This window comes from Thermocatellispora tengchongensis, assembly GCF_014202315.1.
GTDB lineage: Bacteria > Actinomycetota > Actinomycetes > Streptosporangiales > Streptosporangiaceae > Thermocatellispora > Thermocatellispora tengchongensis.
Genome location: NZ_JACHGN010000027.1, coordinates 123,553 through 149,106 on the forward strand (window position 1 = coordinate 123,553; position 25,554 = coordinate 149,106).

The window sequence follows — 25,554 nt, forward strand, 5'->3', positions numbered from 1 at the left end:
CATCCCCCGCTCAGCCGGGGCGGAGTATTTTACGTACGACACATGTTCATGCTGCGAACCGGATGCCGCCGGAGGTCGGGTTGGTCCAGGAGGAGATCCGCCGGCGCAACCTCGGCACCCTGCTGCGCCACGTGCACCTCGACGGCTCGCTCTCCCGGGCCGCGCTGGCCGAGCGGATGGGGCTCAACCGCAGCACCATCATGGCCCTGACCGCCGAGCTCACCGCGGCGGGCCTGGTGCGCGAGGAGCCTCCCGCCGACACCGGCCGGGCGGGCCGTCCCTCCCTGGTGGTGCGGCCGGAGTCCAATCGGCTGTACGTGCTGGCCTTCGACGTCGCGGTGGACCGCCTGGTCGCCGCCCGGGTCGCGCTCGGCGGCATCATGCTGGAGCGCGAGGAGGCGGTGCGCCCGCGCGCCGGCGCCGACCTCGACCGGGTGGTGGACGTCCTGGCCCGCTTCGGCCGCCGCCTCTACCACTCCGCGCCCCCCGGCTCGGTGTGCGTCGGCATCGGCGCCTCGTACTGCGGGATGATCCGCCCCGGCGACGGCGTGGTCCGCTTCGGGCCCGACATGGGCTGGGTGGACCAGGCGTTCGGCCCCGAGCTGAGCCGCCGGCTGGGCCTCGGCCTGCCCGTCCCGGTCGGCAACGAGGCCCACCTCGGCGCCCTGGCCGAGCAGCAGCGCGGCGCGGGCATCGGCCTGGGCAACCTCATCTACCTGCACGGCGACGTCGGCGTCGGCGGCGGCATCATCGTCGGCGGCAAGCTCCTGGACGGCGAGGGCGGCTACGGGTGCGAGCTGGGCCACATGGTCGTCAACCCCTACAACGGCCGCCCGTGCGGCTGCGGCTCCCACGGCTGCCTGGAGGCCGAGGTGGGCGAGCGCGCCCTGCTCGACGCCGCCGGCCGTCCTGCCGAGGAGTGGGGCCGCGACGCCATACGCGCCGTCGTGGACGACGCCGACCGCGGCGACCCGGCGGCCCAGGAGGCCCTGCGCCGCATCGGCGACTGGCTCGGGATCGGCGTGGCCAACCTGATCAACCTGTTCAACCCCGCCATGGTCATCTTCGGCGGCATGCTCCGCGACATGTACCCGGGCGCCGCCGCCCAGGTACGCGCCCGCATCGCCGCCAACGTCCTCCCGGTCGCCCGCGAACGCGTCCGCCTGCGCACCTCGGCCCTGGGCGACGACGCCACCTTGGTGGGCGCCGCCGAACTCGGCTTCCGCCGCCTCCTGGCCGACCCTCTGGGCGTCCTCGCCCGCACCCACCCCTGACCCCGCCCCCGGACCAGAGGAGCAGGACCCCCGTTGAGCAGCCCGGCCGTGCCCTGGAAACCGCTGGACCCGGTCCCGCTCGACCACGCGCGCGCCGCGGCGGGAGAGGGAGCCGACGCCTTCCCGGCGTCCGGAGCCGAGATCCTCCTGGGCCCCCTCAGCGCGGTGATCATCGCCCCCGCCGTGGACGACCTCACCGCCAGCGGCGTGTGGGACGGCAGGACGTTCCGCCTGGTCGGCCCGGTCCCGCGGCTCACGTCCTCCCGCTTCCACGCCTACGGCTCGGAGTCCCGCCCGATCCACCTGTTCGTCCGGCTCCCCGAAGGCGGCCTCTACCTGGGGACCCTCAGCCACGCCTCCAGCACCTGGACCCGCGACCCCGAGGTGCTCCGGCAGGGCGACCTGTGGCTCGACTCCCCGCTGAGCCGGGACGTGCTGGACCGGGTGCGCCCGCCGGCCGCCCCCTCCTCGCTGCCCGGCCTGGACTGGCTGGACCACCTGCCGGCCGACCCCGTCGAGGCGCTGCGCCTGTTCCTGCGCACCTGGCATCCCGCCCCCGCGGCCGAACCGGAGGAACCGCCCCCGGCGATCCCCGTCCCCCCGGCCCTGGCCGAGTTCTACCGGCTGACCCGCGGACGCCCGCACGCCCGGGGCGTCCAGAACTTCATCCGGCCGCCGGGAGAACTCGGCCTCCGCGCGGACGGCCTGCTGGCGTTCGGTCACGAGAACCAGGGCTACTTCGAGTGGGTTCTCGACCCCGGGCAGGACGAGCCGACCGTCTGGACGATCGACGACTACCAGGAACGGCATCCCGAACGCGAGCGCCTGACCGGCTTCCTGCTCCAGTTCTCCCTGTACGAGGCGGCCGTGGACGCCCCCTACCGCGCCTGGACCGGCCCGCTGCCCACCCCCGTCGCCGAGGAGTTGACCACCCGCCTCCGCCGGGTCCCGCTCAAGACCTGGATGTGGCCCCTCTACCGGATCTCCTTCTACGTGGCCCCGGGCCTGATCGCCACCGTGGAGACCGACGAGGAACAGGAGGAATGCGACATCTCCCTCGGCGCCGCCCACCGCAGCGTCCTGCGCCCCCTGGCCGGCCTGGACATCGACTGGACCGCCTTCGACGGCTGAGCCCTTGGCAGTGACCGGCCGCGGTGGTGCGCGCCATGGACATGGCACGGGCAATGGACATGGCACGGGCAATGGACATGGCACGGGCAAGGGGTGCGCGTGCCGTCTCGACCGGTGACCTCGGCTTCGTTAGCATCGCCTGCCGCGCCGTCGTTCAGGACGTGGTGAAACCCCATCTGGAACCGGTGTTAACCCGAGTTAACCCGCGTTTCGCGAACAAGATGCCAACATTCTGGAATGATCGCGTGGATATACAGTCGGACATCGAGACTGACGGACAGTGACAGATGCCTCCCATCGATCAAGTAACCACCTTCGTCTCGGACAATCCGGTCGGAGCAGTCATCATCTCCGTGTTCGCCCTGGTCGGGTTGGCCGCGGCGTACTTCTTGCTCCGGGCGGTCATACGTGGCGTGGCCCGACTCTGGGCGACATATGTCGCACCACGCCCAGCGGAGGACATTCTTACTATCGTCGCCGCTTCCATCGCCACCGGTGTCTCCGCGCAGGGCATGTGGAATTTCTCCGGTGACGTGCTCGGCTTCGACGGGCCGCTGCGGCTGCTGCTCTTCGCCTTCATCGAGGTCGCGGTGATCACCAGCGCGGTGCGGGCGCGGCGGAACATGCGGGAGAACTACTCGGCGGGCATCGACGGCGTCGCGGTGTGGGCGCTGACCGGACTGACCGCCGTGCTGTCGAGCATGGACTCCAACAGCCTGCCCGAGGCGGTGTTCCGGCTCGCCGCGCCGCTGGTGGCGGCGTGGCTGTGGGAGCGCGGGATGGCGATCGAGCGGCACCGGATCACCGGGCGGGCGCGCATCCACTGGCGGATCACCCCGGAGCGGATGATGGTGCGGCTCGGGCTGGCCGAGGCGAGCGACCGTACGGCGAGCGAGGTGGACGCGCACCGGAGGCTGACCCGGGTCGCGCTGGCCGCCAAGCGCGCCCGCGCCCTGCGGGAGGCCGGGGCGTCGGAGCGGAAGATGCGCATCGCGCTGGCCAAGCTGGACCAGGCCATGGACCGGGCCGTGGAGCACACCGGCCTCGCGGCCGACCCCGCGCGTCAGGAGGCGCTGCTGTCCCAGATCGGCGCCCTCTACAACACCTCGGCGCTGATCGACCTGACGCCGCCGGTGCCGTGGGCGCCGGAGCCCGAGCAGGCCAAGCCGCGCGAGCAGCCCGCCCTGGTGGCCGGGGGGCCCGCGCGCCCGGCGCGTGCCGCCGAGGGCGCCGCCTCGCTGATCGACGACGAGGACGAGGAGATCGAGGTCGTCGAGGCCGCGCCGCCGGTCCTGGACCCGTCGCAGCGGGCGGCGCTCTACCGGGCGGCCCGGGAGTACTGGGACAAGCAGATCGAGCGCAAGTTCGTGCCGCGGGCGGCCGACATCGCGCACGAGACCGGCCTGCCGCTGGCCACCGCCCGCGAGTACCGGGCGCTGTGGAAGCTGGAGCCCAAGGCGCACGCGCTGATCGAGGCGGCGTACAACGAGCATGGCATCATCGACACCGGCACCTTCCCGGCGATCATCCGGGAGGAGGCGGGGGCCGAGCAGCCCTCGGGGCCGATCCTGACCGTCAACGGGTCCTCGTCCTCGGCCCGTTGATCCTGACCGTCAACGGGTCCTCGTCCTCGGCCCGTTGCCGGCGGCCCGCCTGCGGTGTCCGTCCCGGCGGTCTCACGCGGCCGCCGGGGCGGACAGCTCCCGCCACCCGGCGAGCGGGATCTCGCCGGGGCGGGCGGTGGAGCACCCGCAGGCACACGTGGTCCGCGCCCGCGTCGAAAGGGGCGCGGACCCGTCCGGCCACGGCGTCCGGGTCGCCGTAGGCCACGATCGCGCCCCTGAGCCGGTCGCCGCCGGTCGCGAACCCGCCCTCGGTGAAGCCGAGGCGGCGCAGGCCGGCCTGCTGGGCAGGTGCGGCGCCGCCGTAGCGGGCGGCGTGCTCACGCGCCATCTCGCGGGCCCGGCGTCGCGCACCTCGCCCGCGCTCATGGGCGCCCCTTCCGGGCGGAAATCCGGACAACTTCTCCGGATAGTGCCCGGACTATGATACGGAGAGTTTCTCCGGTTCAACGTCGGGAGTGCCCGTGCAGACCACCCGGCCGAGGCGGGCCGACGCCCGCCGCAACTACGAACTGCTGCTGGCCGCCGCCACGGCCGTGATCGCGGAGGAGGGGCCCGACGCGTCCCTCAACGAGATCGCCCGGCGGGCCGGGGTGGGGCCGGGCACCCTCTACCGGCACTTCCCCACGCGCGACGCGCTGCTCGCGGCGGTGTTCCAGGGGCGCCTGGCCGCGCTGTGCGCGCGGGCGGAGGAGCTGGCCGAGGAGCGTCCCCCCGGCGAGGCGCTGGTCGCGTGGCTGCGCCTGCTGGTCGCGCACGCGATGACCGACCGCGGCCTCGGCGCGCGGATGATGCTCAACCCGGCGGCCCCCGGCGTGGACTGCTGGGCCATGCTGGGCGGCGCCGCCGGCAGGCTGCTGCGCCCGGCCCAGGAGGCGGGGGTCGTACGGGCGGACCTGGAGTTCGCCGACCTGGTGGAGCTGGTGGCGGGCATCGCCCAGGTCGCCTCCGGCCCCGAGCGGGCCGAGCGGCTGCTCACGCTGACGCTCGACGGCCTGCGCGCACGCGACGGCGGAGATCAGCGGGGCGCCGGATCGTCCCTGAGAGTGCCGTAGGTGGAGGCGCGGAACAGGAAGGAGGCCCAGGAGCGGTAGGGCCGCCAGGCGTCGGCCAGGCGCCGGTACGCCGCCGGCGGCGCGTCCTGCGGCAGGCCGTACGCCTCGCGCAGGATCGCGAACAGGCGCGGCTCGTCGCCGGGGAACGCGTCCGGCGCGCCCGCCCCGCGGATCAGGATCAGGCCCGCGGAGAACGGCCCCACGCCGGGCAGCGCGCGCAGCTCGGCCAGGGCCTCCTCCGGCGCGAGCGAGCGCAGGTGCTCGGTGGTGAGCACGCCGTCCAGCGCCGCGGCGGCCAGGCCGCGCACCCACTCCTCCTTCTGCGCGGGCAGGCCGAGCCCGCCGGCCTCCAGCAGGGTCACCGGCGGCGGGAAGGCCGAATACGCCCGCCCGTCCACGACGACCTCCGCGCCGTACCGCTCGGCGATGCGCTGCTTGAGCCGCGAGGCGATGACCATGGACGAGCGCTGCACGATCACCGCCCAGCACGCGGCCTCCCACGGGCTCCAGAAGCACACCGGGCGCAGGCCGGGGCTGCGCCGCTGCAAGTCGCCGAGCACCGGGTCGGCCTCGCCGAGCTTGGCGAATCCGGCCCCGTCCACGTCCAGGGAGAGGATGCGCGCGATCTCCGCCCGGAGGCCCGGCCCCGCGGCCCTGGTTGTCGTCACCGAGACCCCGCCGGGCGCGGCCGTCACGGTCACGCCGATCGGCAGCCAGTCGGACTCCGCGCAGTAGGCGAAGCGCAGCGCCCGCCCGTCGGAGGGCAGCGCGCTGGTGGCGGGCCAGTCCTCCACGAAGCGCAGCGAGGCGGCGAAGTCGAACGGGCCGTCGGCGGTGAGCGTGAATCCGTGCGCGGTCATGGGCGTATGGTAGGAGCCCTCCGCGCGTGCCCGTACAGTGGCGGAATGGGGATGGTCACGACGGTGGGGCTGGTCCTCCACCCCAGGCGCGACTCCAAGCAGGCCATCGACACGATCATCGAGTGGGCCCGCGCGCGCGGGTGCACCGTGCTGGGCCTGCCCGACGAGGTCGGCAGGATCGACTGCTCGGCGGTCGCCGTCGAGCCGTCGGCGCTGGTGGGCCGGGCCGACCTGCTGGTCAGCCTGGGCGGCGACGGCACGATGCTGCGCACCATGCGGCTCATCGCCGGACGGGCCACGCCGGTGCTGGGCGTCAACGTCGGCAAGCTGGGCTTCCTCGCCGAGATCGACGTCGAGGAGCTGAAGACGGCGCTGTCGGCCATCGACGAGCACCGCTACTCGGTCGAGCCGCGCATGGCCGTGCGGGCGGAGCTGGGCTGCCCGGAGGGGCCGGGGCGGGCGCTGGCCTTCAACGACATCGCGCTGGTGCGCACCCCCGGCGAGGGCCTGGCCGCCGTCGCGGTCTCCGTCCAGGGGCACCCCTTCGTCCGCTACGCCGCCGACGCGGTGATCGTCGCGACCTCCACCGGCTCCACCGCCTACAGCTACTCGGCGGGCGGGCCGATCGTCTCGCCGATCGTGGAGGGCTTCCTCGTCGTCCCCGCCGCCGCCCACTCCACGTTCAACCGGGCGCTGATGCTCTCGGCCGACGAGTCGGTGCGCCTGGACGTCCTGCCGTCCAGCGGGCGCCTGGCCGTCGAGGTGGACGGCGCCGTGGCCGGCTACGTCTCGCCCGGCGACGCGGTGACCGTGACCGCCTGGCGCGACGCCGCGCGGGTGGTGCGCTTCGGCGGCACCACCTTCTACGAGCGCGCCCGGCGCAAGCTGCGCGTGAACGGCAGCGCCGAGGTGGAGTGAGCCTCGCGTTAGGCCCCCGCCCCCGGTGGTAGAGGGCTCGCACGGGGCGTCCCGCCCCGTGCGACGGGGAGAGGGGAACGCCGATGCGTGTCGCGGCCGTGCGAACCGAGGTCCCGCCCAACCGCTACGAGCAGCGGCAGATCACCGACGCCTTCGCGCGCATCAACGGCGGGGACGAGGCGCTGCTGCGGCGCTTCCACACCTCGTCCGGGGTCGGCGCGCGGCACCTGGCGCTGCCGATCGAGGAGTACGCCGCCATCGACGGGTTCACCCGCGCCAACGACGCCTACATCGACGCGGCGGTGGCCCTGGGGGAGAAGGCCCTGCTCGGCGCGCTCGACAGCGCCGGGGTGGAGCCGCACGAGGTGGACCACGTCATGCTCTGCTCCTCCACCGGCGTCGCCACGCCCTCGCTGGACGCCCGGATCGCGCAGCGGGCCGGGCTGCGCCAGGACGTCAAGCGGGTGCCGGTGTTCGGGCTCGGCTGCGTCGCGGGCGCCGCGGGCCTGGCCAGGACGCACGACTACCTGACCGGGCACCCGGGCGAGGTGGCGGTCCTGGTGTGCGTCGAGCTGTGCTCGCTCACTCTCCAGCGCGACGACACCTCCCCGGCCAACCTGGTGGCCAGCAGCCTGTTCGGCGACGGCGCCGCGGCCGTGGTGGGGCTGGGCGACCGGCGCGAGGCCGAGTCGCCGGGGCCCGTGGCCGGGCCCCGGGTGACCGCCACCCGCAGCCGCCTCTACCCCGACACCGCGCGGCTGATGGGCTGGGAGGCGGGCGGCCACGGGCTGCGCATCGTGCTCGCCGCCGACCTGGTGGACACCGTGGAGAAGCACCTCGCCGACGACGTGGAACGCTTCCTGGCCCGCGAGGGGCTGACCCCGGACGACATCGCCACCTGGGTCTGCCACCCGGGCGGGCCCAAGGTCATCGACGCGGTCGCCGGGCTGTTCGGCCTGCCGGGCGACGCGCTCGGCCACACCTGGCGCTCGCTGCGGGAGCTGGGCAACATGTCCTCGGCCTCGGTGCTCAACGTGCTGGAGCGCACCATGGCCGGGCCCCGCCCCGAGCCGGGGGAGCCCGGCCTGCTGCTGGCCCTGGGCCCCGGCTTCTCCGCCGAGCTCGTGCTGCTCAGGTGGTGACCGCGCAGATGGTGACCGCTCCGATGGTGACGATGACCGGCTCCGCCGCCTGGTACCTGGTGCTGATCGCGCTGGTGTGCGCCGAGCGGATCGCGGAACTCGCCGTCTCGCGCCGCAACCTCGCCCGCGCGCGGCGGCGGGGCGGCGTCGAGTACGGCAGGGAGCACTACCCGTACATGGTGCTCGCCCACGCCGGCCTGCTGGTGGCCGCGCCGGCCGAGGTCGTGCTGCTGGACCGGCCGTTCCTGCCCTGGCTCGGCTGGCCGATGCTCGCCGTGGTGCTGCTCGCCCAGGCCCTGCGCTGGTGGTGCGTGAAGAGCCTGGGCGAGCGCTGGAACACCAGGGTGGTCGTCGTGCCCGGCATGCCGCTGGTGCACGCCGGGCCGTACCGGTGGCTGCGCCACCCCAACTACGTGGCGGTCGTGGCCGAAGGGCTCGCGCTGCCGCTCGTGCACACGGCGTGGATGACCGCGCTGACGTTCTGCGCGGTCAACGCCTGGCTGCTCGCCGTGCGCATCCGGGTCGAGGACACCGCGCTCGGCCGCGCCGCCGCCTTCCCCGGCGCCGGGCTCAGCCCAGACGGGCCAGCTCCTCCGCGGTGAGCTCCAGCTCGGCCGCCGCGGCCGAGTCGCGGATGCTCTCCGGGCGGCTCGCCCCCGGGATGGGGATCATGACGGGGCTTCGGGCCAGCTCCCAGGCCAGGCACACCTGCTGCGGCGAGACCCCGCGCTCGCGGGCGATCTCGGCGAACGGCGCCGCCTTGCCGCCCAGGTCGTCCGCGCGGCCGATGCCGCCGAGCGGCGACCAGGGCAGGAACGCCAGGCCCAGCTCCGCGCACACGTCCACCTCGGGCTCGCTGGTGCGGAACCGCGGCGAGTACTCGTTCTGCACGCTGACCAGGCCCTCGCCCAGGATCGAGTGCGCCAGCCTGATCTGCTCCGGATCGGCGTTGGAGATGCCCGCCGCCCGGATCTTGCCCGCCGCGAGCAGGTCGGCCAGCGCGCCGATGCTCTCCTCGTACGCCACCTTCGGGTCGGGCCGGTGGTGCTGGTACAGGTCGATCGCCTCGACGCCGAGCGCCTTGAGGGACCGCTCGCAGGCCCGCTTGATGTACTCGGCCCGGCCGTCCACGTCCCAGCCGCCGCCGGCGACCCGGGTGTGCCCGCCCTTGGTCGCGATCAGGACCCCGCTCGTGTCGCCGCCCCACGAGGCCAGCGCCTTGGCGACCAGCCGCTCGTTGTGGCCCACGTCCTCGGCCGAGGGCGTGTAGGCGTCGGCGGTGTCGATCAGGGTGATCCCGGCGTCGAGCGCCGCGTGGATCGTGCGGATCGACTGCTTCTCGTCGGGCATGTGCCCGGCCACGGACATCGGCATCGCGCCGAGCCCGATGGCACTGACCTGCCTGGTTCCGATCGTACGGGTCTTCATGCCCCCACCCTGCCCGCTGGAGCGCACTCCAGGTCAAGCGGGGCGGCGTACCAGGGTCATGACCGCCCACGCCGCCCCGGCGCCGGCCGCGTACCACAACAGGTCGGGCGCGTTGAACGAGGTGCCGAGCACCAGCCGGGCGAGCGCGCTGCGCGCCGACAGCTCCGCCGGCACCCCGGTGAGCTGGAACAGCTCCACCGCCCAGCTCGCCGCCAGGCCCAGGCCGGCCGCGACGGCCGGGCGCGCCCGCGGCGCGACCGCCACGACCAGCGTGACCAGCAGCACCGTGTAGAGCGCGTCGCCGGCGTGCTCGGCGAACGCGCCCGTGCCCACGGCGCGCACGCCGAGCCCGGCGGCGACGGTGGCCAGGGCGCACAGCAGGGCGAGGAGTCGTCTGGACCGCACCGGGACACCGTATAAGTGTTCCTCGCCATCGGCGGACGCGGTAAGGTCCGTGAACACGGTGGCCGGAAGGACGGTGTGATGCGGGCGCGAGGGGCGGGCCTTCTCCTCCCCGCTCTCCTTCTCGCCGCGCTGGCGGCCTGCGCGTCACCCGCCGCCGCGCCCGAGCCGCCCGACGACGCCTCGATCGTCTACTGCACGGCCTCGGACCGGGTCAACGCCCTGGTGGACGCGGCGGTGGCGCTGGGTGTGGCCGCACGGGCCGCCGGCGCGCCCGACCGGCTCGTGGCCGGCGGCAAGACCCTCACCGTCGCGGAGTGGCGCGCCGCCCGGCCGGGCGACTTCGCGCGGGCCTGCGCCGGGCTGGTCGGGGCGCGCTCGCCGGCTCCGGGCGGCGGCGGTCCGGGGGCGCTCGGCACGCTGCTCACCACGCTCATCACCACGTTGCTGCCGGTGCTGCTGGGCGCGGCCCTCACCATCGCGGGCGGCGAGCTGCGGGTCCGCGCCGACCAGCGGGCGCAGGACGGCATGCTGCTGCGCAAGGCGATGACCGACTTCGCCACCGCCTTCACCCAGTACGTCGAGGAGTCCGCCTCCGACTCGCCGCCCGCGCGCTCGCCGGTGCCGCCGTACCGGGCCGAGCTGAACGCCTGTCTGGTGCGCATGCAGGTGCGCCACCCGCGCAGGCCCGAGCCGCGGCGGCTGATCGAGGAGCTGGCCGCGCTGGAGGAGCTGCCCCGGGCCCGCTGGTCGGCCGGCGACAAGAGCGCCCTGCGCGACGGGCTGCTGGCCCGGCTGCGCGCGCTGCAGGTGGAGGTGGAGAAGGTCGCAGCGTCGCCCCGGCCGTGGGCGCGGCCGTGGAGGAGGGGAGGCGAGCGGTGAACGGGCGGCCCTGGCTCAACCCGATGAGCGTGCCCGGCTCCGCGCGGGGACGCACCCCGCCGCTGCGCGTGTGGGACGCCGAGAACTGCCCGCCCCACCTGTTCTCCGACGACATCGACGGCGTGGCCGAGTGCGTGACGGCCTTCCGGCGGGTGTTCGCCGACCCGGCGCGGGCGATGGAGGACGGCCACCTCACCTTGGTCACCGGCCCGTCGGGCACCGGCAAGACCTCGCTGCTCGGGCGGCTGGCGGCGATACTGGCCGAGGCCGAGCCCGGCACCCGGGTCTGCGACCTCACCTACGCCGGCTTCGACGTGACCGGCGAGGAGATCCGCCAGCAGATCATCCTCAAGGCGCTGCGCGAGCTGAACCTGGACGACGAGTCGCGCGACCGGCTGATCGGCCAGCAGGACGTGACCCCGTTCTTCGTGGACCTGACCAAGGCGCTGCAGGCCGCCGGGCAGTACCTCGTGGTGCTGCTGCCGCCGTCCCCGCCGCTGGAGGCCGTGGAGGCGATCAGGAACCGGCTGATCTCCGGCCGGGTCGTGTTCATGGTCGAGAGCAGCGAGACGGAGCTGGTGCCGCGGATCAGGCAGCGCTGGGAGCGCGTGCCCGAGAGCGTCGCGCTGCACCTGTCGCTGAGCGAGCTGGCCGTGGAGGAGGCCGAGCGGTTCATCGAGGAGCGCATCAGGCACGCCTCCGTCGGCGCCACCGTGCCGACCCTCAAGCCGGGCACCGTCGAGACCGTCTGCCGCGAGGCCAAGATCGTCACGATCCGCCGCCTGTACGGCATCTTCAACGACGCCTTCACGCTCGCTGTGAAGGAAAGGAGGCAGTCGATAGACTCGGAGTATGTGCTCGCCACGTACTTCGAGTACCTGACGGACCTCGACGCCCTGAGAGGGTGACCCCATGGCCGCCGGCGACAACCCCTTCCCCGACACGCCGTTCGTCACCATGGACGGCGTCGCCGCAGGTGGCCGGGCCACCGTGGTCACCTCCGCGGTGCGCACCGCGCGCGAGCTGATCGACGCCCGCGCGGGCGGCCCGGGGAGCGGCGGGCTCGTCCTGGCCATCGTCGGCGAGCCGGGCACCGGCAAGAGCCACCTCGCGGGCGACCTCGTGGCCCGCACCGCGAACCGGGCGCGCACCGAGCCGGGCCGCTCCCGGCAGTTACGGGTCGACGGCGCCGCGGGCGGCTTCGCCCGCGCCTACAGCGAGACCCTGATCGGCGAGCTGATCCGCGAAGAGGTGCTGGGCGACCTGGTGGAGGACTACTTCGCCGACGTCACCGCCTCCCACCTGGAACGCCTCGACGGGCTGCGCGACCGGCGCGAGCTGATCGAGGGGCTGCGCGCCCGCCACTACGACGCGCGCAAGGTCATCGAGCGGTTCTACCTGTCCGAGAGCGAGATCCGCGACGAGCTGCGCCGCCGGCTGCACGACGTCACCGGCCGCGACGACTTCTCCCGCGCGCTGGCCCTGCTGCACCAGGGCGGCTTCCAGACCGAGGTGTGGGCCTGGCTGGCCGGGCTGCCGCCGAGCGAGGCGCTGCGCGAGCGCGGCATCGTGCAGCCGATCGAGGGCGACCTCGGCGCGTTCGCCGCCTTCGGCACGCTCACCATGCTGTTCGCCCGGCAGGGCCACCGGCTGGAGCTGTTCGTCGACGAGTTCGACGCGATCGTGCCGTCCGGGCCCGGCCGCGAGGAGGTCGTGCGGGCGGTCAAGAAGCTCGCCGACGTGTTCATCGAGGCGGGCGGCCTGCTGGTCTTCTGCGCGCTGCCCTCGACCTACCAGAGCCTGCCCAGCGGGCTGCGCGACCGGGCGCACGAGGTGCGCCTGGCCCCGTTCGGCCAGGCCGAGACCGAGGACGTCATCCGGCTCTACCAGGACGGCGGCCTGTTCCCGCACACCCCGCACAGCGCGGCCGAGATCCGCCGGCTGTCCGGCGGCAACCCGCGCGAGATCCTGCGGCTGCTGCACCGCACCTGGCGCCCCGCCCCCGAGCTGACGGCCGGCCACATCCGGGCCTCGCTGCGGGTCGAGCCGCTGGAGCGGGCCGCCGGCCACGCCGAGGTGCGCCGGGTCATCGAGGACGCCCTGGTGTCCGGCGGCTGGCGCCCGCAGAGCGGGGTGCGCATGGCCGGGACCACCGTCGATCACTGGATCAGGCTGGCGGGCAACAAGGCGGTGGCGGTGCTGGTCGCCGACTCCCTGATCGACGAGGACGACGTCGCCCGGGTGCGCAGGCGGGTGGTGGCGCTGCGCGAGGAGCACCCGGCCACCGAGGTCGTGGTCGTCACCCGCGGCTACGCCGCGCCCGAGGACGCCCGCGCGGTGGCCGCCCTGGTGGGGCGCGACGTGCTGGCGGCCGGCGACGACCTCGGCGACGCGGTGCGGATTGCCGTCGAGGACGCCCGGCGGCGGCTGAGCGCATTCGCCCAGGACGAGATGGCCCTGGTCCTGGAGGGCCTGGAGCGGGCCAACCTGCAGCACATCGAGACCCAGCGGCTCGCCCGCGCCATCCTCGGCGAGGTCAGCGCGGGCTTCGACCGCCTCGCCGCCGCCGTCCCCGCGCCCGCCACACCGGGGGGCGCGCCGGCGGGGCCGCCGCCCCTGCCGCCCAGGATCGAGGAGCACTTCGCCGCCGCGTCCTCGGCCCTCGGCCTGCTCACCGACACCAGGAGCATGTTCGCCGGCCTGTTCCGCCCCAAGGGCCCCGACGCCCCCGCCGCCCGGGGGGTGCCGCGCGAGCGGCGGCTCACCCCCGAGCTGTACCAGGCGATCGGGGTCGCGGTGCTGTACCGGGGGCTGCTGGAGGAGTTCCGCGCGGCCGTGGCGGCCTGGTTCCGCGACGCCGCGCCCGACCGGACGCCGGGCCCGGCCGAGCGCGACGAGCTGCACCGCATCTGCTTCGACTTCACCACCGCGGCGCAGCGGCTGCCGCTGTTCCAGCTCGACCGGATCGCCGAGCAGGCGCCCTTCGCCGAGCCCGACGACGGCTACCGGCGCATCACCCGCAGCTACCGCCGCGCCACGGTCAAGTCGGCGCTCCAGGGGCTGGGCGACCGGGTCTTCCGCGCCGCCGTCGATCCCGCCCCGGGGTGACGCCCACGTCCACGGCTTGCCGTCACCGCTTCACGAGGCGGGCACGCGGGCGGCGGCCTCGGTCAGGCGGCGCTCGGCCCGGCGCACGGCCCGCTGCTCGGTGGTCACGCCGAACACGAACGTGCCCCGGGCGGGGAGCATCTGCGCGTACAGGGCGCCCTCCTGCACGTCCAGCACGATCCGCCGCACCCCCGAGGACGTGACCGGCCACAGCGTCTGGGCCAGCAGCGACATCTCGCGCCTGGTACGCGAGGCCGCCTCGGCGTAGCGCTCGCGGCGCGCGGCCGGCGACAGGCGGCCGGGCCGGGCCGCCGCCAGCGGATGGTCGAAGCGGTCGGCGTCGAAGACGTGCCGCCAGTCGCGGTAGCACGCGAGATAGTGCAGGTCGAGCGGGTGCAGCGCCGACTCGGCCAGCGCCCGCCCCCACCCCGGCGCCCCCTCGCTGATCCGCAGCTCCCAGCCGGGATCGACCGGCGGCAGCTCCCCGCCGGGGTCGCCGCCGGGATGCTCGTCGGGCTGGCCGAACACCTCCATCCGGATGTCGGTCATCAGCAGCGACAGCTCGCGGTCGGTGGCCGTCGCCGCGTCGCCGTCGGGCAGGCCGGCCGGCAGATACCTGACCGCGACCAGGTACTCGCCCGGCCGCACCCGGCCGCAGAACACCAGGCTCTCGGGGCCCTCGACGACCGTCCGCATCAGCTCGCCGGTGCGCAGCGCGGTCAGCGTCAGGTCGAACCGCTCGATCTGCGCCACGAGCTGCCGGGCGGCGTCGATGTGGGCCTGCCGCAGCCCGTCGTGCGGCTTGACCGGGCAGCGCTCGTGGTCGAACACGTCCAGCCCGAGCACCGCGAAGCCCTGGCGCACGTACACCATCGAGTGGGGGCCGTCGTGGTCGGCGAGCAGGTCCTCGCACCAGCGCACCACGTCGTCGAAGGCGATCAGGGCCTCACCGCCGCCCGGCCGGTCGGCCACGCCCCACTCGGGGGAGAAGTCGTGCACGGCGGGCCGGGCGGCGCGCCTGGGCCGCCGCTCGTCGCGCGGCACGTGTGCTGATGTCATCGCGGTCGGTCCCTCCCGGTGCCCCGGCGCGGCTCAGTGGCCGGGCAGCTCCACGTCGATGTCCTCGCGCGGCGCGGACGGGCGCTCGCCGCGGCGGCGCGCCTCGGTGTCGGCCAGGTTGGCCAGCACCGTGCGCACGCTGGGGTGGTCGGCGGGCAGCCGGGCCGCGAACCCGTCGGCGGCCTCGCGCTCCAGCTCCGCCGCGCTCTCCAGATGGCCCAGCCGGACCAGCGTGCCGGCGTGGTTGGCCATCGCGGCCAGCGTCAGCGGGTGCCAGGGGCTCAGCGCCGCGCGCAGCAGCCGCACCGCCTCCTCCCCGAGCTGCCTGGCCCGGTCCAGCTCGCCCGCCGCCCGCGCGTACACCGCCAGGTTCACCTGGCAGGCCATGACGTACGGCATGCCGTAGCCGCGGGCGATCAGCCGCGCGTGGGTGGCCTCGGCGCGCTCCACGGCGTCGGCCCGCTTGCCCGCCGCGTGCAGGTCGGCCGCCAGGCTCATCGCACAGGCCAGCGTGCCGACGTGCGCGTCGCCGTAGATTTTCAGGTACTCCTCGTAGGTGTCGGTGTCGCGGCGCAGCGCCGAGGCGGTGTCGCGGGTGTGCCGGGCCACGATCGCCAGCCCCGTCTGCGCCCGCAGCCGGATCTCGGCCGGGCCGGGGCTCTGGCCGAGGTGCTCCAGGGCCTCGGTGAGCCGGGCCTGCGCGGCCCGGTAACGGCCCAGGTCGCGCTGGTAGCGGGCGATCCGGCAGGCGCACATCCACAGGTCGGGGTGGTCGTCGCCGTACATCGCGCGCAGCCGGGCGAACTGCCGCTCGGCCAGGCTCAGGGCCTCCTCCGCGTCGCCGCACAGCGCCGCCGAGGCCATCAGGTTGGTCAGGGTGCCGGACGTCAGCGGGTGCCGGTCGCCGAGCAGCCGGCTCAGGTTGCTCCAGATCGCGTGGTCCTCGGCGTAGGAGGCGGCGTAACGGCCCTGCAGCCGCAGGTCGGCGGCGTAGCCCGCGGCCACCGTGAGCGAGACCGGGGCGCGGCTGCCGTCCAGCAGCCGCTGCTCCACCACGGCCGGCTCGCTCTGCGCCGCGGCCTCGCGGTTGCGTCCCAGCGAGCGGTAGATGTTGGCGAGCTGGGTGCGCATGCCCGGGACGTGCACGTCGGGCAGGCCGCCGCCGCGCGCGGCCGTCCACTGCTCGATCGCGCGCCGCGCCAGCGCCTCGCCCGCCTCCCACGACTCGCGGTCGTCGCGCAGCCACAGGAAGCGCACGTGGTTGACCAGCCAGGCGTGCACCGCCGGATGCGGGCTCAGGTGGGCGTCCAGCGGCACCACGTGCGGGCGCAGCTCGGCGTAGACGCGCTCGTTGCCCGGCAGCGTGTCGGGCGCGTACGCCGCCAGCGCCTCGGCCAGCGCCTCCTTGCGCGCCGCCATGTCGGGCAGCCGGGCGCGCACCAGCTCGCGGGTGAAGCGGTGCATCCGCACCGACTCGCGCTCGAAGTCGGCCCGCACCAGCGCGTGGCGGGTGAGCCGGGTCAGCACCGCGTCCACGACCAGCGGATGCGCGAGCCCGCCGCCGGCCGGCGCGTGCGCCGGATCGACGCCCGCGGCCGCGTCGGCGCGGACGCCCTCGCGGGCGGCGGCGCGGGTCTGCGGGGCCCGCAGCAGCCGGACGCCCACCCCCTCCTCCGACAGCAGCGCGCACGCCTCCAGGTACCACCTGGTCAGGTTGCCGCCCGGGTCGCCCGCCGCCGGGTCGTCGCGCGCGTCCTCCTCGGCCGCGGCCAGCGCCATGGCCACCACCGCCCGGCCCGCGGGGGACAGCTCCGGGTGCGGGCGCAGCCGCGACAGGCGCACCAGCTCCTCCCGGAACCGGGACTCGAACGCCGCCACCGCGGCGCTCGCCGCCTCGGCCGCCGCGTCGTTGACCGCGCGGCGGCGGCCGTGCTCGGCGCGCAGCCACGAGCCCGCCAGCTCCACCGCGAACGGCAGGCGCCCCACCAGGGCCGCCGCCGAGGCGAGCGCCGGGCGCATGGCCGGAGGCAGGGCCCCGAGCGGGTCCATGTGGCGCAGCAGCAGCTCCACGGCCTCGTCCTCGGTGAACTCGGCCACCTCGCAGCGCTCGTGCTCCTGCGGCCAGGGCGCCGAGCGCGTGGTGACCAGCACGTGACCGCCGCCCGCGCCGGGCAGCAGCCCGTCGAGCGCCGCCGGGTCGTCGGCGTTGTCGTAGACCAGCAGCCAGCCCTCGCGCCCGCCGGACAGGTGGCCGAGCGCCGCCCGCGCCGCGTCGCCGCCCGTGCGCAGCCCCAGCCGGTCGGCCAGGTCGCGCAGGCTGCGCCTGGCGGCCTCCGCGCCGTGCGCGGGCACCCACCACACCACGTCGTACGCGCCGCCGAACCTGCGCGCGTACTCGGCCGCCAGCTCGCTCTTGCCCCGGCCCGCCTCGCCGTCGAGCACCACCACCCGGCGGCCCGTGCCGGTGCCGAACCGGTCGCGCAGCTCCATCAGCGACCGCTCGCGGCCCACGAAGGAGCGCAGCGGCGGCGGCAGGTTGTGCACCGGAGGGTGTCCCGGGAAGCGGAAGCGCACCTCGTACTCGGGCAGCCGGGTGCCGAACCTGCGGGCCAGATCGACGTCGAGGGTCGCCTCGGTCCGGGCGCCCAGCTCCAGCTCCTCGGTCTCGGCGTTCCACCGGTGGACGCGCAGCCGCGCCTCGCGGGTGCGCGGCGCCCGCCGGTACGGCCCGCCGCGCGACCACCGCAGCGCCGGGTCGTCGTCGTCCTCCGCCCGCGCCCCGCGCACGTCGGCCACGGCGGTGTCGCGGGTGGGCCGCACGTCGCCCGCCGCGGCCATGGGATACAGCGGCGCGGCCAGCCCGCAGGTGTTCAGCCACTCCGCCAGCCACTCGGCCCACACCCTGCCGTCGGGCTCGTAACGCACCACGACCCGCGACAGCGCGGTCAGCTTGCCGTCGGTCAGCGCCCGCGCCAGCGCCTCGTACGCCGCCGCCAGCGTCGGCGACTCCTCCAGCGGCGCGGTGCCGTCGTAGTAGGTGTAGGCGGGCCAGAACGGGATCTCCATGTCCGACCAGAGCACGTCGTCGCCCGAGTAGGGCCGGAAGGCCGCCCGCACCGCCTCCCGCGCCCGCGCCAGCGCCCCCGGCTCCTCCAGCGCCACCTGCATCGCCAGCGGCCGGATGCGCGTCTCGCGCCCGGCCAGCGCGCCCACCAGGGCGGCCTGCTCGGCGGCCTCGGCGATGCCCTCCATCGACGGGCGGAAGCACAGCACCACCTGGTCGGCGCCCACGGCGGTCCGGCGCAGGGTCTCCTCGTCGCGGCTCGGCACGTCCACCAGCACGTAGTCGTAGCCGGCGCCGGGCGCGGGCGGGGGCGCGGCGGGGCCGTAGAAGTCGATCCAGTGACCGGCGGGGGAGCGCAGCCGCAGCGGCACGCTCTCGTCGCCGCCCTCGGGCGGCAGCCGGCGGCGCAGGCAGCGGCGCAGGTCGGAGGGGTCGCGCCCGGGATCGACCACGGCCACCCGCATGCCGCCCCCGGCCAGCAGCAGCGCGAGCTGCGCCGTGGTCACGGTGCGGCCGAGACCCTCGCGCACCGCGTAGAACACGACCACACGTGCCACACGAGCCTCCTCCTCGCGCCCCATCGCGGGACCGCGGGTCCTCCGGCCGTCAGGTCTCGTCGAGCGGGCTCGGAGATCCCTGGCTGAAATCGGTGTTGTAGACGTCGGAAATACCGGCGTTCTCACGGTAGATCCGCCGCAGGGACTCGGCCAGCACCGACGGCGGCATGGCGGCGATCCTCTCGATGTCGAGCCCGGTCAGATCGACGAGGTCGGAGCGGACGACCGGCGCCCCGGCCGGGCGCTCGCCGGGCGGGCCGTCGCCCCGTGCGGCGCGTTCTGCGCGCGGGGCGGCGTCGGCGGAGCTACTGTCGGATATCCCCATCGCTCCCCGAGTCTATGGGGGAGCGGCGCGGCATGGCGGCGCGCCGGGGACGTTGACGGGGATTCCCATCCGTGATCTATATGAGGGTGCGTGCGATCGGTGAAGGGACGAGGAGCCGTGCCGGGCGTCGAGGAGGATCGGCCCGCGCCCAGCGGTGAACCCCTGGGGCCAGGGCCGTTCCGGGTGTTCGTCCTGAAGATCCACGGCAGGTGCGACCTGTCGTGCGACTACTGCTACGTCTACCGGGGAGCCGACCGGCGGTGGGCGCGGCGGCCGGTCGTCATGCCCCGCCAGGTCGCCGAGCGGGCCGCGGCGCGCATCGCCGAGCACGTGCGCCGGCACGCCCTGCCCGCGGTGCGGGTGGTGCTGCACGGCGGCGAGCCGCTGCTGTGCCGGCCCGAGCAGATCGAGCACGTCGTACGCCGGGTGCGCGCCGAGGTGGGCGGCGACGCGCGGGTCCGCGTCCAGATGCAGACCAACGGCGTACGGCTCGGCGAGGTCTACCTGCGCCTGCTGGACCGGCTGGACGTGCACGTCGGGGTCAGCCTCGACGGCGGCCCGTCCGCGCACGACCGGCACCGCCGCACCGCCTCCGGCCGGGGCAGCCACGAGGCCGTGGCGGCCTCCCTGGCCCGGCTGCGCGCCGAGCCCTACCGTCACCTGTACGACGGCCTGCTGTGCGTGGTGGACCTGGACAACGACCCCGTGGCGACCTACGAGGCGCTGCTGGAGCACGAGCCCCCGGCCGTGGACTTCCTGCTGCCGCACGCCACCTGGACCACGCCGCCGCCCGGCCGCGCCGCCCCCGGCGCCACCCCGTACGCCGACTGGCTGGGCGCCGTGTTCCGCCGCTGGTACGGCGCCGAGCGCAAGGAGACCCGGGTCCGGTTCCTGGAGGAGATCATCAACCTGCTCCTCGGCGGCACCTCCGCGCTCGGCACCCTCGGCCGGTCCGCGCAGTCGATCGCGGTCGTCGAGACCGACGGCGGCATCGAGCTGAGCGACCAGCTCAAGGTGGCCTTCGAGGGCGCGGGCGACACCGGGCTGAACGTGCTCACCGACCCCTTCGACGCGGTGTCCGCCCTCCCGCAGGCCGCGGTCCTGCACCCGGCCGCCGCCACCCTGTGCCCCACCTGCGCCGCCTGCGACCTCGTGCGCGTCTGCGGCGGCGGCGACCTCGCCCACCGCTACCGGCGCGGCGGCGGCTTCGCCAACCCCTCGGTGTACTGCCCCGACCTGTACGCCCTCATCGGCGAGATCCGCGACCGCCTGACCCGCGACGTGGCCGCCCTCCGCGCGGCCCCGGGATGACCGGCCCGCCGGCGCATGATCCCGCCCCGCCACGCCCTCCCGGCCCCGCTGCTGACCGCGCTGTCCCACGGCGGAGGCGGCGCCGAGGCGGCCTCGCACCTGGCCGCCGCCGAGCACAGCAAGCACCTCCTGCTGCTGGCCGGCGCCCTGCACGCCTCTGGCGGCGGCGCCGGCACGCCCCCGGCCGAGGCCCTGCGGGTGCTGGCCGAGGCCGAGCGCGCGGATCGGGAGGCCGTGCGCGAGGTGATCACCTACCCGGCGACGGGCGCGTGGGCCGCCGCCACGATCATGCGCGGGCGCGGCGCCCCCGACGCCGTACGGGCGGGCTTCCCGGCCTGCGTGGCCGCCGCCGCGGCGCTGCGCACCGGCACGCGCGCCACGCTGCTCCTGCCCGCCGCCCGCGGCCCCACGGCGGCCCCCGGCACGCTCGCGACCGTGCGGCTGCCCTCCCTCGGCCGGGCCGTGTTCGGGGTGCCGTGCGAGACCGTGCTGTTCCGCTCCGGCCCGGGCGGCGGCGAGCTGATCGCCGACGGCCTCCGCCTGCCGATCGCCCCGGACGCGGGCCCGGCCGGGGCGGGCCCGGCCCGCTGGGAGGCGATCCGGCGCATGGACCTGGCCCCCGACACGGCCGGCTTCCCGGTGGCCCTGGACGACGTCGGCGGCTACGCGCTCCCGGGCGCCCCCGCCCCCGCCGGCCGTCTCGGCGCCGCCGCGGCCCGCCACTGGGAGGAACGCCTGCGCGCGGGCTGGCGCCTCCTGACCCGCGAGCACCCGGGACCCGCCGCCGAGATCCGCTCGATCCTGAAAGCGGTCGTCCCCCTCACCGGCCCCGGGGAGCGGCCGCCCGGCGGCTCTGTGCCCGGCTCAGGGGCGGCGGGGGAGCGGTGGCCGGCCGGCGCCAGTGCGACCGCGCGGGCGGCGTTCGGGGCGATGGGGCTGAGCCCGCCCGGCGACGCGGTCGCCACCGCCGTGGCGCTGGTGCACGAGGCGCAGCACGCCAAACTGGCGGCGCTCATGGACCTGTACGAGCTGACCGTCCCCGGCGGCGACGGCGGCCCGCTGCTGTACGCGCCCTGGCGGATCGACCCGCGCCCGCCCGCCGCCGTGCTGCACGGCTGCTACGCCCACCTCGGCGTCGCCGCCTTCTGGCGGGTGCACCGGCACACCGAGCCCGATCCCGGCGCGTCGCTGCGCGCCCACGCCGAATACGCGCACTGGCGCGAGGCCACCCGCCGCGCCGCCCGCACCCTGCTCGCCGGCGACCGGCTCACCCCCATGGGCCGCCGGTTCGCCACCGGCATCCTCCGGGCCGCCGAGGCCATGTCCGCCGACCCGGTCCCCGCCCCCGCCGCCGCCCTGGCCCGTGCCGCCGCCGCCCGCCACCGCGCCCGCTGGCTTCACCGCAACCACACCCAGACCTGAAGAAGGTGGGAGCCGAGCACCCATGCGGGGTGTGCTCCGCACGGGTGGGCGCGATCCGCATCCCACGGCCCTGCACGGCCCTCATTCCCCCGCGCGCCCCGCACCGGGCCGGGTGGGGGGTCAGTGGCGGCGGCGGGGGTAGATCGCCTGGACGGTGGCCAGCGCCCAGCGCATGCGGCCGGCCGCGAGGTCGGGGTAGTCCCCGTAGCAGGCGGCTACCTGGGCCGCGCAGCCGCGCGTGCCCCCGTGGGCGCGCACGGACGTCCTGATGGCGGCGGTGGCCTCCTCCCGGCTCGGCCGGGTCGTCGCCGACAGCGAGCCGGCGAAGAGGGCTTCGGCGCGTGCCGCGGTGAGAATTCCGGCTGTGCCTGCCATGATCTGCTCCCCGGTGATGGAACCCTGTGTCCGGAAGGCGGGATGCCGGAGTGGTGCCCGGCTCCGGCATCCGCTGCCAGAACGACTCTCTCCCGCAGGAGGGGTTCCGTCCGCGTACTTCGGCACGCGCCCGGTGTGTCGTCGTGCACGCCCCGCGGCGTCAGGGCCGGGGCGGCGCCTCGCCGGGACGGGCCGGGTTGCGGTGCGAGGGGCCGTGGGCGTCGCGGCAGTGGGCGCCGCGGTCGTCGCCGCCGATCGTGAGCAGCTCCGGAGGCGCGTGGTCCACCTGGAGCGTGGTGTGGTCGATCGCGTACTCCTCGTGCACCATGCGCTCGGCGGCCTGGCGTACGGCGTGGCAGTCGGCGCCCGGCGCGACCAGGATGTGCGCCGACAGCGCGGCGTATCCGGAGGTGACCTCCCAGATGTGCAGGTCGTGCACCTCGACCACGTCGTCGAGGGCGGCGGTGCGGCGGCCGATCTCGGCGGGGTTCATGCCGACGGGGGCCGCCTCCATGAAGACCCGGGCCGCGGCCCGCACCAGGCCCCAGCCCGCCTTCAGCATCAGCGCGGCCACGACCAGCGCGGCGATGGCGTCGGCCCGGCCCCAGCCGGTCAGCCAGATGACGACGCCGGCGGCGGTGGTGGCGATGAAGGCGTACAGGTCGTTGAGGATGTGCTGGAAGGCGCCCTCGACGTTCAGGCTGCCGCGGTCGGCCCGGTTGAGCAGCCAGGTGGCGCCCAGGTTGACCGCGATTCCGGCCAGGCCGGTGACGACGACGTACAGGCCCTCGACCTCGGGCGGGGCGATCAGGCGGCGGATGCCCTCGTACACGAAGTACGCGGCGAGCAGCAGCAGCGTGATGCCGTTGACCTGGGCCGAGATGATCTCGGCGCGTTTGAGCCCGTAGGTGAACCCGCCGCGCGGCGGCCGGGCGGCGATGCGCATCGCGACCAGCGCGAACACGATCGCGATGGCGTCGGTCAGCATGTGGCCCGCGTCGGAGATCAGGGCCAGCGACCGCGCGATGACGCCGACGACCACCTCCACGGCCATGAAGCCCACGATGAGCGCCAGCGCCCCGGCCAGGTAGCGCCGGTCGGCGTCCCGCGCCACGAGGTGCCCGTGCCCGTGGCCGTGCCCGTGGCCGTTGCCCTGGCCGTGCCGCTCATGCCCGTGCCGCTCATGCCCGTGCCGCCCGTGCCCGGCGCCGGGACCGGCGGCCGGGGTGGGCGTGCGCTCACCCATCGCCGCCGCCGTCCTCTTCGTGGCGCATGTGCGTGATGGCCAGGTCGAAGAGCATCCGCACGTGGGAGTCGGCGAGCCGGTAGTACGCCATGCGCCCCGACCTGCGCACCTTCACCACGTGGTGCATGCGCAGCAGGCGCAGCGCGTGGGAGGCGGCCGACATGCTCTGCCCGGTCGCCGCCGCGAGGTCGCACACGCACATCTCGCCGCCCTCCAGCAGCGCGGCCATCATGCGCAGCCGTCCGGGGTCGGCGAGCAGCGCGAAGACCTGGGCGAGGTTCTGCACGGTCTCCTCGCCGGGCATGGCCTGCCTGACCGAGGACACCCGCGCGGCGTCCACCACGGGCGTCGCGCAGGCATCGGGGTTCAGGGCCACGACATTTGAACGCTCCTTCACATGTTCAAGGATAGGTAAGCCTTGCCTGTCTGTCGAGAGTGTCGTTCTGAACCCTGATTACCGGGTTTTGTCAAACAACATTCGGACGCGTGTGGATTCATTTATGATCCAACACTTATGTGGCCCGGTGACGGTAGGGCGTGGATCTGATGCGGGGCGTGATGGCGCGCCGTGGGGGTGAGCGAGACTGATGGATGCCGGCAACCTGCCCGGATCGCATGGGGAGCACGTGCTCCAGTCGCTGTTCGGCACGAGGGCGCGGGCCGAGGCGTTCTACGGCCGGCAGATGTCCGATCGGCTCACGCCCCGGATGCGCGAGTTCGTGGCCCGGCAGGAGATGGCCTTCGTCGGCACCGCCGACGCCGCCGGGAACTGCGACACGACGTTCCGGGCCGGGCCGCCCGGGTTCGTGCGGAGCATCGACGACGCCACGCTGGTCTACCCGGAGTACCGGGGCAACGGCGTGCTCGCCAGCCTCGGCAACATCCTGGAGAACCCGCACATCAGCCTGCTGTTCATCGACTTCTTCGAGGACCTGGTCGGGCTGCACGTGAACGGGCGGGCCAGGATCACCACCGCCCTGGACGCCGAGCGCCGCTACGGCCTGCGCGAGGAGCGGGTCGAGCGGTGGGTGGAGGTGGACGTCGAGGAGGCGTACATCCACTGCTCCAAGCACATCCCCAGGCTGGCCAGGAAGGAGCGTGCGGACGGGCCGCGGCCGGCCGCCGGCGACTACTACGGCGTGGGCGAGGGGCGGCCGGTCGGGACCTCATGAGCGGGAGCGGGATGAGCGACACGGGAGTGGACATCGCGGCGATCCGGCAGGGCTGGGCGCTCGTCGAGGGCAGGGCCGAGAGGGTGGCCGCCGATTTCTACGGCATGCTGTTCTCCCGCTACCCGCGGGTCCGCGAGATGTTCCCCGCCGCCATGGACGCCCAGCGCGACCGGCTGCTGCGCGCGCTGACCCAGGTGGTGCTGAACCTGGAGGACGGCGCCGGCCTGCGGGAGTACCTGGGGCAACTCGGCCGCGACCACCGCAAGTACGGCGTGCTGCCCGAGCACTACGCCCTGCTCGGCACCTGCCTCATCGGCGCGATGCGCGCCAACGCCGGTGGCGCCTGGACCGCCGCGCACACCGCCGCGTGGGCCGCGGCGTACGACCTGATCGCCGGGATCATGGTGGAGGCCGCCGAGCGCGACGCGCTGACGACGCCGCCCTGCTGGGAGGCCGAGGTCGTCGGGCACGACCTGCGCGCCGACGACCTCGTCGTGATCCACGTGCGGCCGTCCGCGCCGTACCCGTTCCAGGCCGGCCAGTACGCCACGCTGCAGACGCCGCACTGGCCCCGGGTGTGGCGGCCGTACTCCATCGCGAACCCGCCGCGCGCCGACAACCTGCTCTCCTTCCACGTACGCGTGGTCCCCGGCGGCTGGGTCAGCACCGCGCTCGCCTACCACACCAGGATCGGGGACACCTTGCTGCTCGGCCCGCCGCGCGGCTCGATGGTCCTCGGTCCCGGCGGCGCCTCGCACCTGCTGCTGGTCGCCGGGGGCACCGGGCTCGCCCCGCTGAAGGCCATCGTGGAGGAGACCGCCTGGATGCCCGACCGCCCCTCCGTGGACCTGATCCACGGCGTACGGTTGCGCAAGCAAGCGTACGATCTGCCGGACCTGTTGCGTCTGCGTCAGCGGCACGGCAGGATGCGCTTCGTGCTCGCCGTCTCAGACGACCCGGCCCACGGTCCCCGCGAGAGCGTCGCCGACGCCGTGGCCAGGCACCGGGTCGACGCGGGCGGCGAGGTGTTCGTCTGCGGCTCGCCGGGCATGGTCAGGGCCTCGACCGAGCGGCTGCTCGGGCTCGGCGTCCCGCCGCAGCGCATCCACACCGAGTCCGTGGACCCCTCGGGGCTCGTGCTGCCGCCGGTGAGCCCGTACTCTCGACGGTGACACGGGGGGGAGAGCGACCGAGCCCGACG

At 75.2% G+C, this 25,554-nt stretch carries 25 protein-coding genes; 15 read left to right on the forward strand and 10 right to left on the reverse strand.

Going from position 1 to position 25,554, the window contains the following annotated elements; translation table 11 throughout:
• Window positions 1-62 precede the first annotated feature (62 nt).
• The 4 genes from HNP84_RS43565 to HNP84_RS43580 all read left to right on the forward strand — a co-directional run bounded on the left by HNP84_RS43565 (window position 63) and on the right by HNP84_RS43580 (window position 4,009).
• Window positions 63-1,274 carry an ROK family transcriptional regulator gene (locus HNP84_RS43565; protein ID WP_185055960.1) on the forward strand — a complete coding sequence of 404 codons (1,212 nt, stop codon included), beginning with the start codon at window positions 63-65 and terminating at the stop codon, window positions 1,272-1,274.
• 33 nt (window positions 1,275-1,307) lie between these two features.
• A complete protein-coding gene (locus tag HNP84_RS43570) occupies window positions 1,308-2,405 on the forward strand; it encodes a hypothetical protein (protein WP_185055961.1) in 1,098 nt (365 codons plus the stop codon).
• A gap of 35 nt (window positions 2,406-2,440) precedes the next feature.
• The gene (locus HNP84_RS43575; protein WP_185055962.1) at window positions 2,441-2,689 is read left to right on the forward strand and encodes a hypothetical protein; all 249 of its coding nucleotides are present in this window, start codon (window positions 2,441-2,443) and stop codon (window positions 2,687-2,689) included.
• 228 nt (window positions 2,690-2,917) lie between these two features.
• On the forward strand, window positions 2,918-4,009 hold the full coding sequence (locus HNP84_RS43580; protein ID WP_246519388.1) for a hypothetical protein: 1,092 nt from the start codon (window positions 2,918-2,920) through the stop codon (window positions 4,007-4,009).
• On the opposite strand, the gene HNP84_RS43585 is transcribed toward HNP84_RS43580, so the two are convergent.
• Complete coding sequence (locus HNP84_RS43585; protein ID WP_185055964.1) at window positions 3,981-4,358, reverse strand: LLM class oxidoreductase; 378 nt, start codon at window positions 4,356-4,358, stop codon at window positions 3,981-3,983. The two genes, HNP84_RS43580 and HNP84_RS43585, sit on opposite strands and share 29 nt — an antisense overlap.
• A gap of 133 nt (window positions 4,359-4,491) precedes the next feature.
• Between HNP84_RS43585 and HNP84_RS43590 the strand changes: the two genes are divergently transcribed.
• Window positions 4,492-5,082, forward strand: coding sequence for a TetR/AcrR family transcriptional regulator (locus HNP84_RS43590; protein ID WP_312927014.1), 591 nt, complete (start codon window positions 4,492-4,494; stop codon window positions 5,080-5,082).
• Here the strand turns inward: HNP84_RS43590 and HNP84_RS43595 are convergent.
• Window positions 5,046-5,942 carry a DNA-3-methyladenine glycosylase family protein gene (locus tag HNP84_RS43595; protein WP_185055965.1) on the reverse strand — a complete coding sequence of 299 codons (897 nt, stop codon included), beginning with the start codon at window positions 5,940-5,942 and terminating at the stop codon, window positions 5,046-5,048. The two genes, HNP84_RS43590 and HNP84_RS43595, sit on opposite strands and share 37 nt — an antisense overlap.
• Window positions 5,943-5,987: 45 nt before the next feature.
• Between HNP84_RS43595 and HNP84_RS43600 the strand changes: the two genes are divergently transcribed.
• From HNP84_RS43600 to HNP84_RS43610, 3 genes are all read left to right on the forward strand, one after another.
• Window positions 5,988-6,860 (forward strand): NAD(+)/NADH kinase, encoded by an 873-nt coding sequence (locus tag HNP84_RS43600; protein ID WP_185055966.1) that lies wholly within the window; start codon window positions 5,988-5,990, stop codon window positions 6,858-6,860.
• A gap of 83 nt (window positions 6,861-6,943) precedes the next feature.
• Entirely contained in the window at window positions 6,944-8,002 is a 1,059-nt protein-coding gene (locus HNP84_RS43605; protein WP_185055967.1) for a type III polyketide synthase, read from the forward strand.
• A gap of 8 nt (window positions 8,003-8,010) precedes the next feature.
• Window positions 8,011-8,604 carry an isoprenylcysteine carboxyl methyltransferase family protein gene (locus HNP84_RS43610; RefSeq protein ID WP_246519389.1) on the forward strand — a complete coding sequence of 198 codons (594 nt, stop codon included), beginning with the start codon at window positions 8,011-8,013 and terminating at the stop codon, window positions 8,602-8,604.
• Here the strand turns inward: HNP84_RS43610 and HNP84_RS43615 are convergent.
• Both HNP84_RS43615 and HNP84_RS54310 read right to left on the reverse strand, forming a co-directional pair.
• On the reverse strand, window positions 8,573-9,430 hold the full coding sequence (locus HNP84_RS43615; RefSeq protein ID WP_185055968.1) for an aldo/keto reductase: 858 nt from the start codon (window positions 9,428-9,430) through the stop codon (window positions 8,573-8,575). The two genes, HNP84_RS43610 and HNP84_RS43615, sit on opposite strands and share 32 nt — an antisense overlap.
• Window positions 9,431-9,463: 33 nt before the next feature.
• Entirely contained in the window at window positions 9,464-9,835 is a 372-nt protein-coding gene (locus HNP84_RS54310) for a DUF2809 domain-containing protein (protein ID WP_221337497.1), read from the reverse strand.
• A gap of 78 nt (window positions 9,836-9,913) precedes the next feature.
• Here HNP84_RS54310 and HNP84_RS43625 point away from each other — a divergent pair, with 78 nt between their 5' ends.
• From HNP84_RS43625 to HNP84_RS43635, 3 genes are read left to right on the forward strand one after another with little or no spacing between them, the layout of a single operon-like run.
• The gene (locus tag HNP84_RS43625) at window positions 9,914-10,714 is read left to right on the forward strand and encodes a hypothetical protein (protein WP_185055969.1); all 801 of its coding nucleotides are present in this window, start codon (window positions 9,914-9,916) and stop codon (window positions 10,712-10,714) included.
• Window positions 10,711-11,622 carry an AAA family ATPase gene (locus HNP84_RS43630; protein WP_185055970.1) on the forward strand — a complete coding sequence of 304 codons (912 nt, stop codon included), beginning with the start codon at window positions 10,711-10,713 and terminating at the stop codon, window positions 11,620-11,622. The genes HNP84_RS43625 and HNP84_RS43630 overlap by 4 nt, the downstream gene beginning before the upstream one ends.
• A gap of 4 nt (window positions 11,623-11,626) precedes the next feature.
• Window positions 11,627-13,822, forward strand: a complete 2,196-nt coding sequence (locus HNP84_RS43635) for a hypothetical protein (RefSeq protein WP_185055971.1) — start codon at window positions 11,627-11,629, stop codon at window positions 13,820-13,822.
• A 30-nt stretch (window positions 13,823-13,852) separates the two neighbouring features.
• On the opposite strand, the gene HNP84_RS43640 is transcribed toward HNP84_RS43635, so the two are convergent.
• From HNP84_RS43640 to HNP84_RS43650, 3 genes are read right to left on the reverse strand one after another with little or no spacing between them, the layout of a single operon-like run.
• Window positions 13,853-14,881 carry a hypothetical protein gene (locus tag HNP84_RS43640; protein ID WP_185055972.1) on the reverse strand — a complete coding sequence of 343 codons (1,029 nt, stop codon included), beginning with the start codon at window positions 14,879-14,881 and terminating at the stop codon, window positions 13,853-13,855.
• A 33-nt stretch (window positions 14,882-14,914) separates the two neighbouring features.
• Complete coding sequence (gene fxsT, locus HNP84_RS43645; RefSeq protein WP_185055973.1) at window positions 14,915-18,502, reverse strand: FxSxx-COOH system tetratricopeptide repeat protein; 3,588 nt, start codon at window positions 18,500-18,502, stop codon at window positions 14,915-14,917.
• Window positions 18,503-18,551: 49 nt separating this feature from the next.
• Window positions 18,552-18,827 (reverse strand): FxSxx-COOH-like cyclophane-containing RiPP peptide, encoded by a 276-nt coding sequence (locus HNP84_RS43650; RefSeq protein ID WP_185055974.1) that lies wholly within the window; start codon window positions 18,825-18,827, stop codon window positions 18,552-18,554.
• Window positions 18,828-18,926: 99 nt separating this feature from the next.
• Here HNP84_RS43650 and HNP84_RS43655 point away from each other — a divergent pair, with 99 nt between their 5' ends.
• Together HNP84_RS43655 and HNP84_RS43660 are read left to right on the forward strand one after the other, a co-directional pair.
• Complete coding sequence (locus HNP84_RS43655; protein ID WP_312927018.1) at window positions 18,927-20,138, forward strand: FxsB family cyclophane-forming radical SAM/SPASM peptide maturase; 1,212 nt, start codon at window positions 18,927-18,929, stop codon at window positions 20,136-20,138.
• 15 nt (window positions 20,139-20,153) lie between these two features.
• Entirely contained in the window at window positions 20,154-21,560 is a 1,407-nt protein-coding gene (locus HNP84_RS43660) for an aKG-HExxH-type peptide beta-hydroxylase (RefSeq protein WP_185055975.1), read from the forward strand.
• A gap of 120 nt (window positions 21,561-21,680) precedes the next feature.
• On the opposite strand, the gene HNP84_RS43665 is transcribed toward HNP84_RS43660, so the two are convergent.
• From HNP84_RS43665 to HNP84_RS43675, 3 genes are all read right to left on the reverse strand, one after another.
• Window positions 21,681-21,935, reverse strand: coding sequence for a hypothetical protein (locus HNP84_RS43665; RefSeq protein WP_185055976.1), 255 nt, complete (start codon window positions 21,933-21,935; stop codon window positions 21,681-21,683).
• Window positions 21,936-22,095: 160 nt separating this feature from the next.
• A complete protein-coding gene (locus tag HNP84_RS43670; protein WP_185055977.1) occupies window positions 22,096-23,181 on the reverse strand; it encodes a cation diffusion facilitator family transporter in 1,086 nt (361 codons plus the stop codon).
• Window positions 23,174-23,578 carry an ArsR/SmtB family transcription factor gene (locus tag HNP84_RS43675; RefSeq protein ID WP_312927021.1) on the reverse strand — a complete coding sequence of 135 codons (405 nt, stop codon included), beginning with the start codon at window positions 23,576-23,578 and terminating at the stop codon, window positions 23,174-23,176. The genes HNP84_RS43670 and HNP84_RS43675 overlap by 8 nt, the downstream gene beginning before the upstream one ends.
• 190 nt (window positions 23,579-23,768) lie before the next feature.
• Here HNP84_RS43675 and HNP84_RS43680 point away from each other — a divergent pair, with 190 nt between their 5' ends.
• Window positions 23,769-24,353, forward strand: coding sequence for a pyridoxamine 5'-phosphate oxidase family protein (locus HNP84_RS43680; RefSeq protein WP_185055978.1), 585 nt, complete (start codon window positions 23,769-23,771; stop codon window positions 24,351-24,353).
• A gap of 11 nt (window positions 24,354-24,364) precedes the next feature.
• Window positions 24,365-25,525: a globin domain-containing protein gene (locus HNP84_RS43685; protein ID WP_185055979.1), complete on the forward strand. Its 1,161-nt coding sequence runs from the start codon at window positions 24,365-24,367 to the stop codon at window positions 25,523-25,525.
• The last annotated feature ends 29 nt before the right edge of the window (window positions 25,526-25,554 follow it).

Excerpts from the sequence above, each read along its gene's own strand:
- HNP84_RS43665 (WP_185055976.1), bottom strand. The coding sequence starts at position 21,935 with ATGGCAGGCACAGCCGGAATTCTCACCGCGGCACGCGCCGAAGCCCTC.
- HNP84_RS43585 (WP_185055964.1), bottom strand. The coding sequence starts at position 4,358 with ATGGCGCGTGAGCACGCCGCCCGCTACGGCGGCGCCGCACCTGCCCAG.
- HNP84_RS43615 (WP_185055968.1), bottom strand. The coding sequence starts at position 9,430 with ATGAAGACCCGTACGATCGGAACCAGGCAGGTCAGTGCCATCGGGCTC.
- HNP84_RS43680 (WP_185055978.1), top strand. The coding sequence starts at position 23,769 with ATGGATGCCGGCAACCTGCCCGGATCGCATGGGGAGCACGTGCTCCAG.
- HNP84_RS43580 (WP_246519388.1), top strand. The coding sequence starts at position 2,918 with ATGTGGAATTTCTCCGGTGACGTGCTCGGCTTCGACGGGCCGCTGCGG.
- HNP84_RS43660 (WP_185055975.1), top strand. The coding sequence starts at position 20,154 with ATGATCCCGCCCCGCCACGCCCTCCCGGCCCCGCTGCTGACCGCGCTG.
- HNP84_RS43640 (WP_185055972.1), bottom strand. The coding sequence starts at position 14,881 with ATGACATCAGCACACGTGCCGCGCGACGAGCGGCGGCCCAGGCGCGCC.
- HNP84_RS43600 (WP_185055966.1), top strand. The coding sequence starts at position 5,988 with ATGGGGATGGTCACGACGGTGGGGCTGGTCCTCCACCCCAGGCGCGAC.
- HNP84_RS43595 (WP_185055965.1), bottom strand. The coding sequence starts at position 5,942 with ATGACCGCGCACGGATTCACGCTCACCGCCGACGGCCCGTTCGACTTC.
- HNP84_RS43670 (WP_185055977.1), bottom strand. The coding sequence starts at position 23,181 with ATGGGTGAGCGCACGCCCACCCCGGCCGCCGGTCCCGGCGCCGGGCAC.
- HNP84_RS43575 (WP_185055962.1), top strand. The coding sequence starts at position 2,441 with ATGGACATGGCACGGGCAATGGACATGGCACGGGCAATGGACATGGCA.
- HNP84_RS43565 (WP_185055960.1), top strand. The coding sequence starts at position 63 with ATGCCGCCGGAGGTCGGGTTGGTCCAGGAGGAGATCCGCCGGCGCAAC.
- HNP84_RS43650 (WP_185055974.1), bottom strand. The coding sequence starts at position 18,827 with ATGGGGATATCCGACAGTAGCTCCGCCGACGCCGCCCCGCGCGCAGAA.
- HNP84_RS43685 (WP_185055979.1), top strand. The coding sequence starts at position 24,365 with ATGAGCGACACGGGAGTGGACATCGCGGCGATCCGGCAGGGCTGGGCG.
- HNP84_RS43610 (WP_246519389.1), top strand. The coding sequence starts at position 8,011 with ATGGTGACCGCTCCGATGGTGACGATGACCGGCTCCGCCGCCTGGTAC.
- HNP84_RS43625 (WP_185055969.1), top strand. The coding sequence starts at position 9,914 with ATGCGGGCGCGAGGGGCGGGCCTTCTCCTCCCCGCTCTCCTTCTCGCC.
- HNP84_RS43605 (WP_185055967.1), top strand. The coding sequence starts at position 6,944 with ATGCGTGTCGCGGCCGTGCGAACCGAGGTCCCGCCCAACCGCTACGAG.
- HNP84_RS43635 (WP_185055971.1), top strand. The coding sequence starts at position 11,627 with ATGGCCGCCGGCGACAACCCCTTCCCCGACACGCCGTTCGTCACCATG.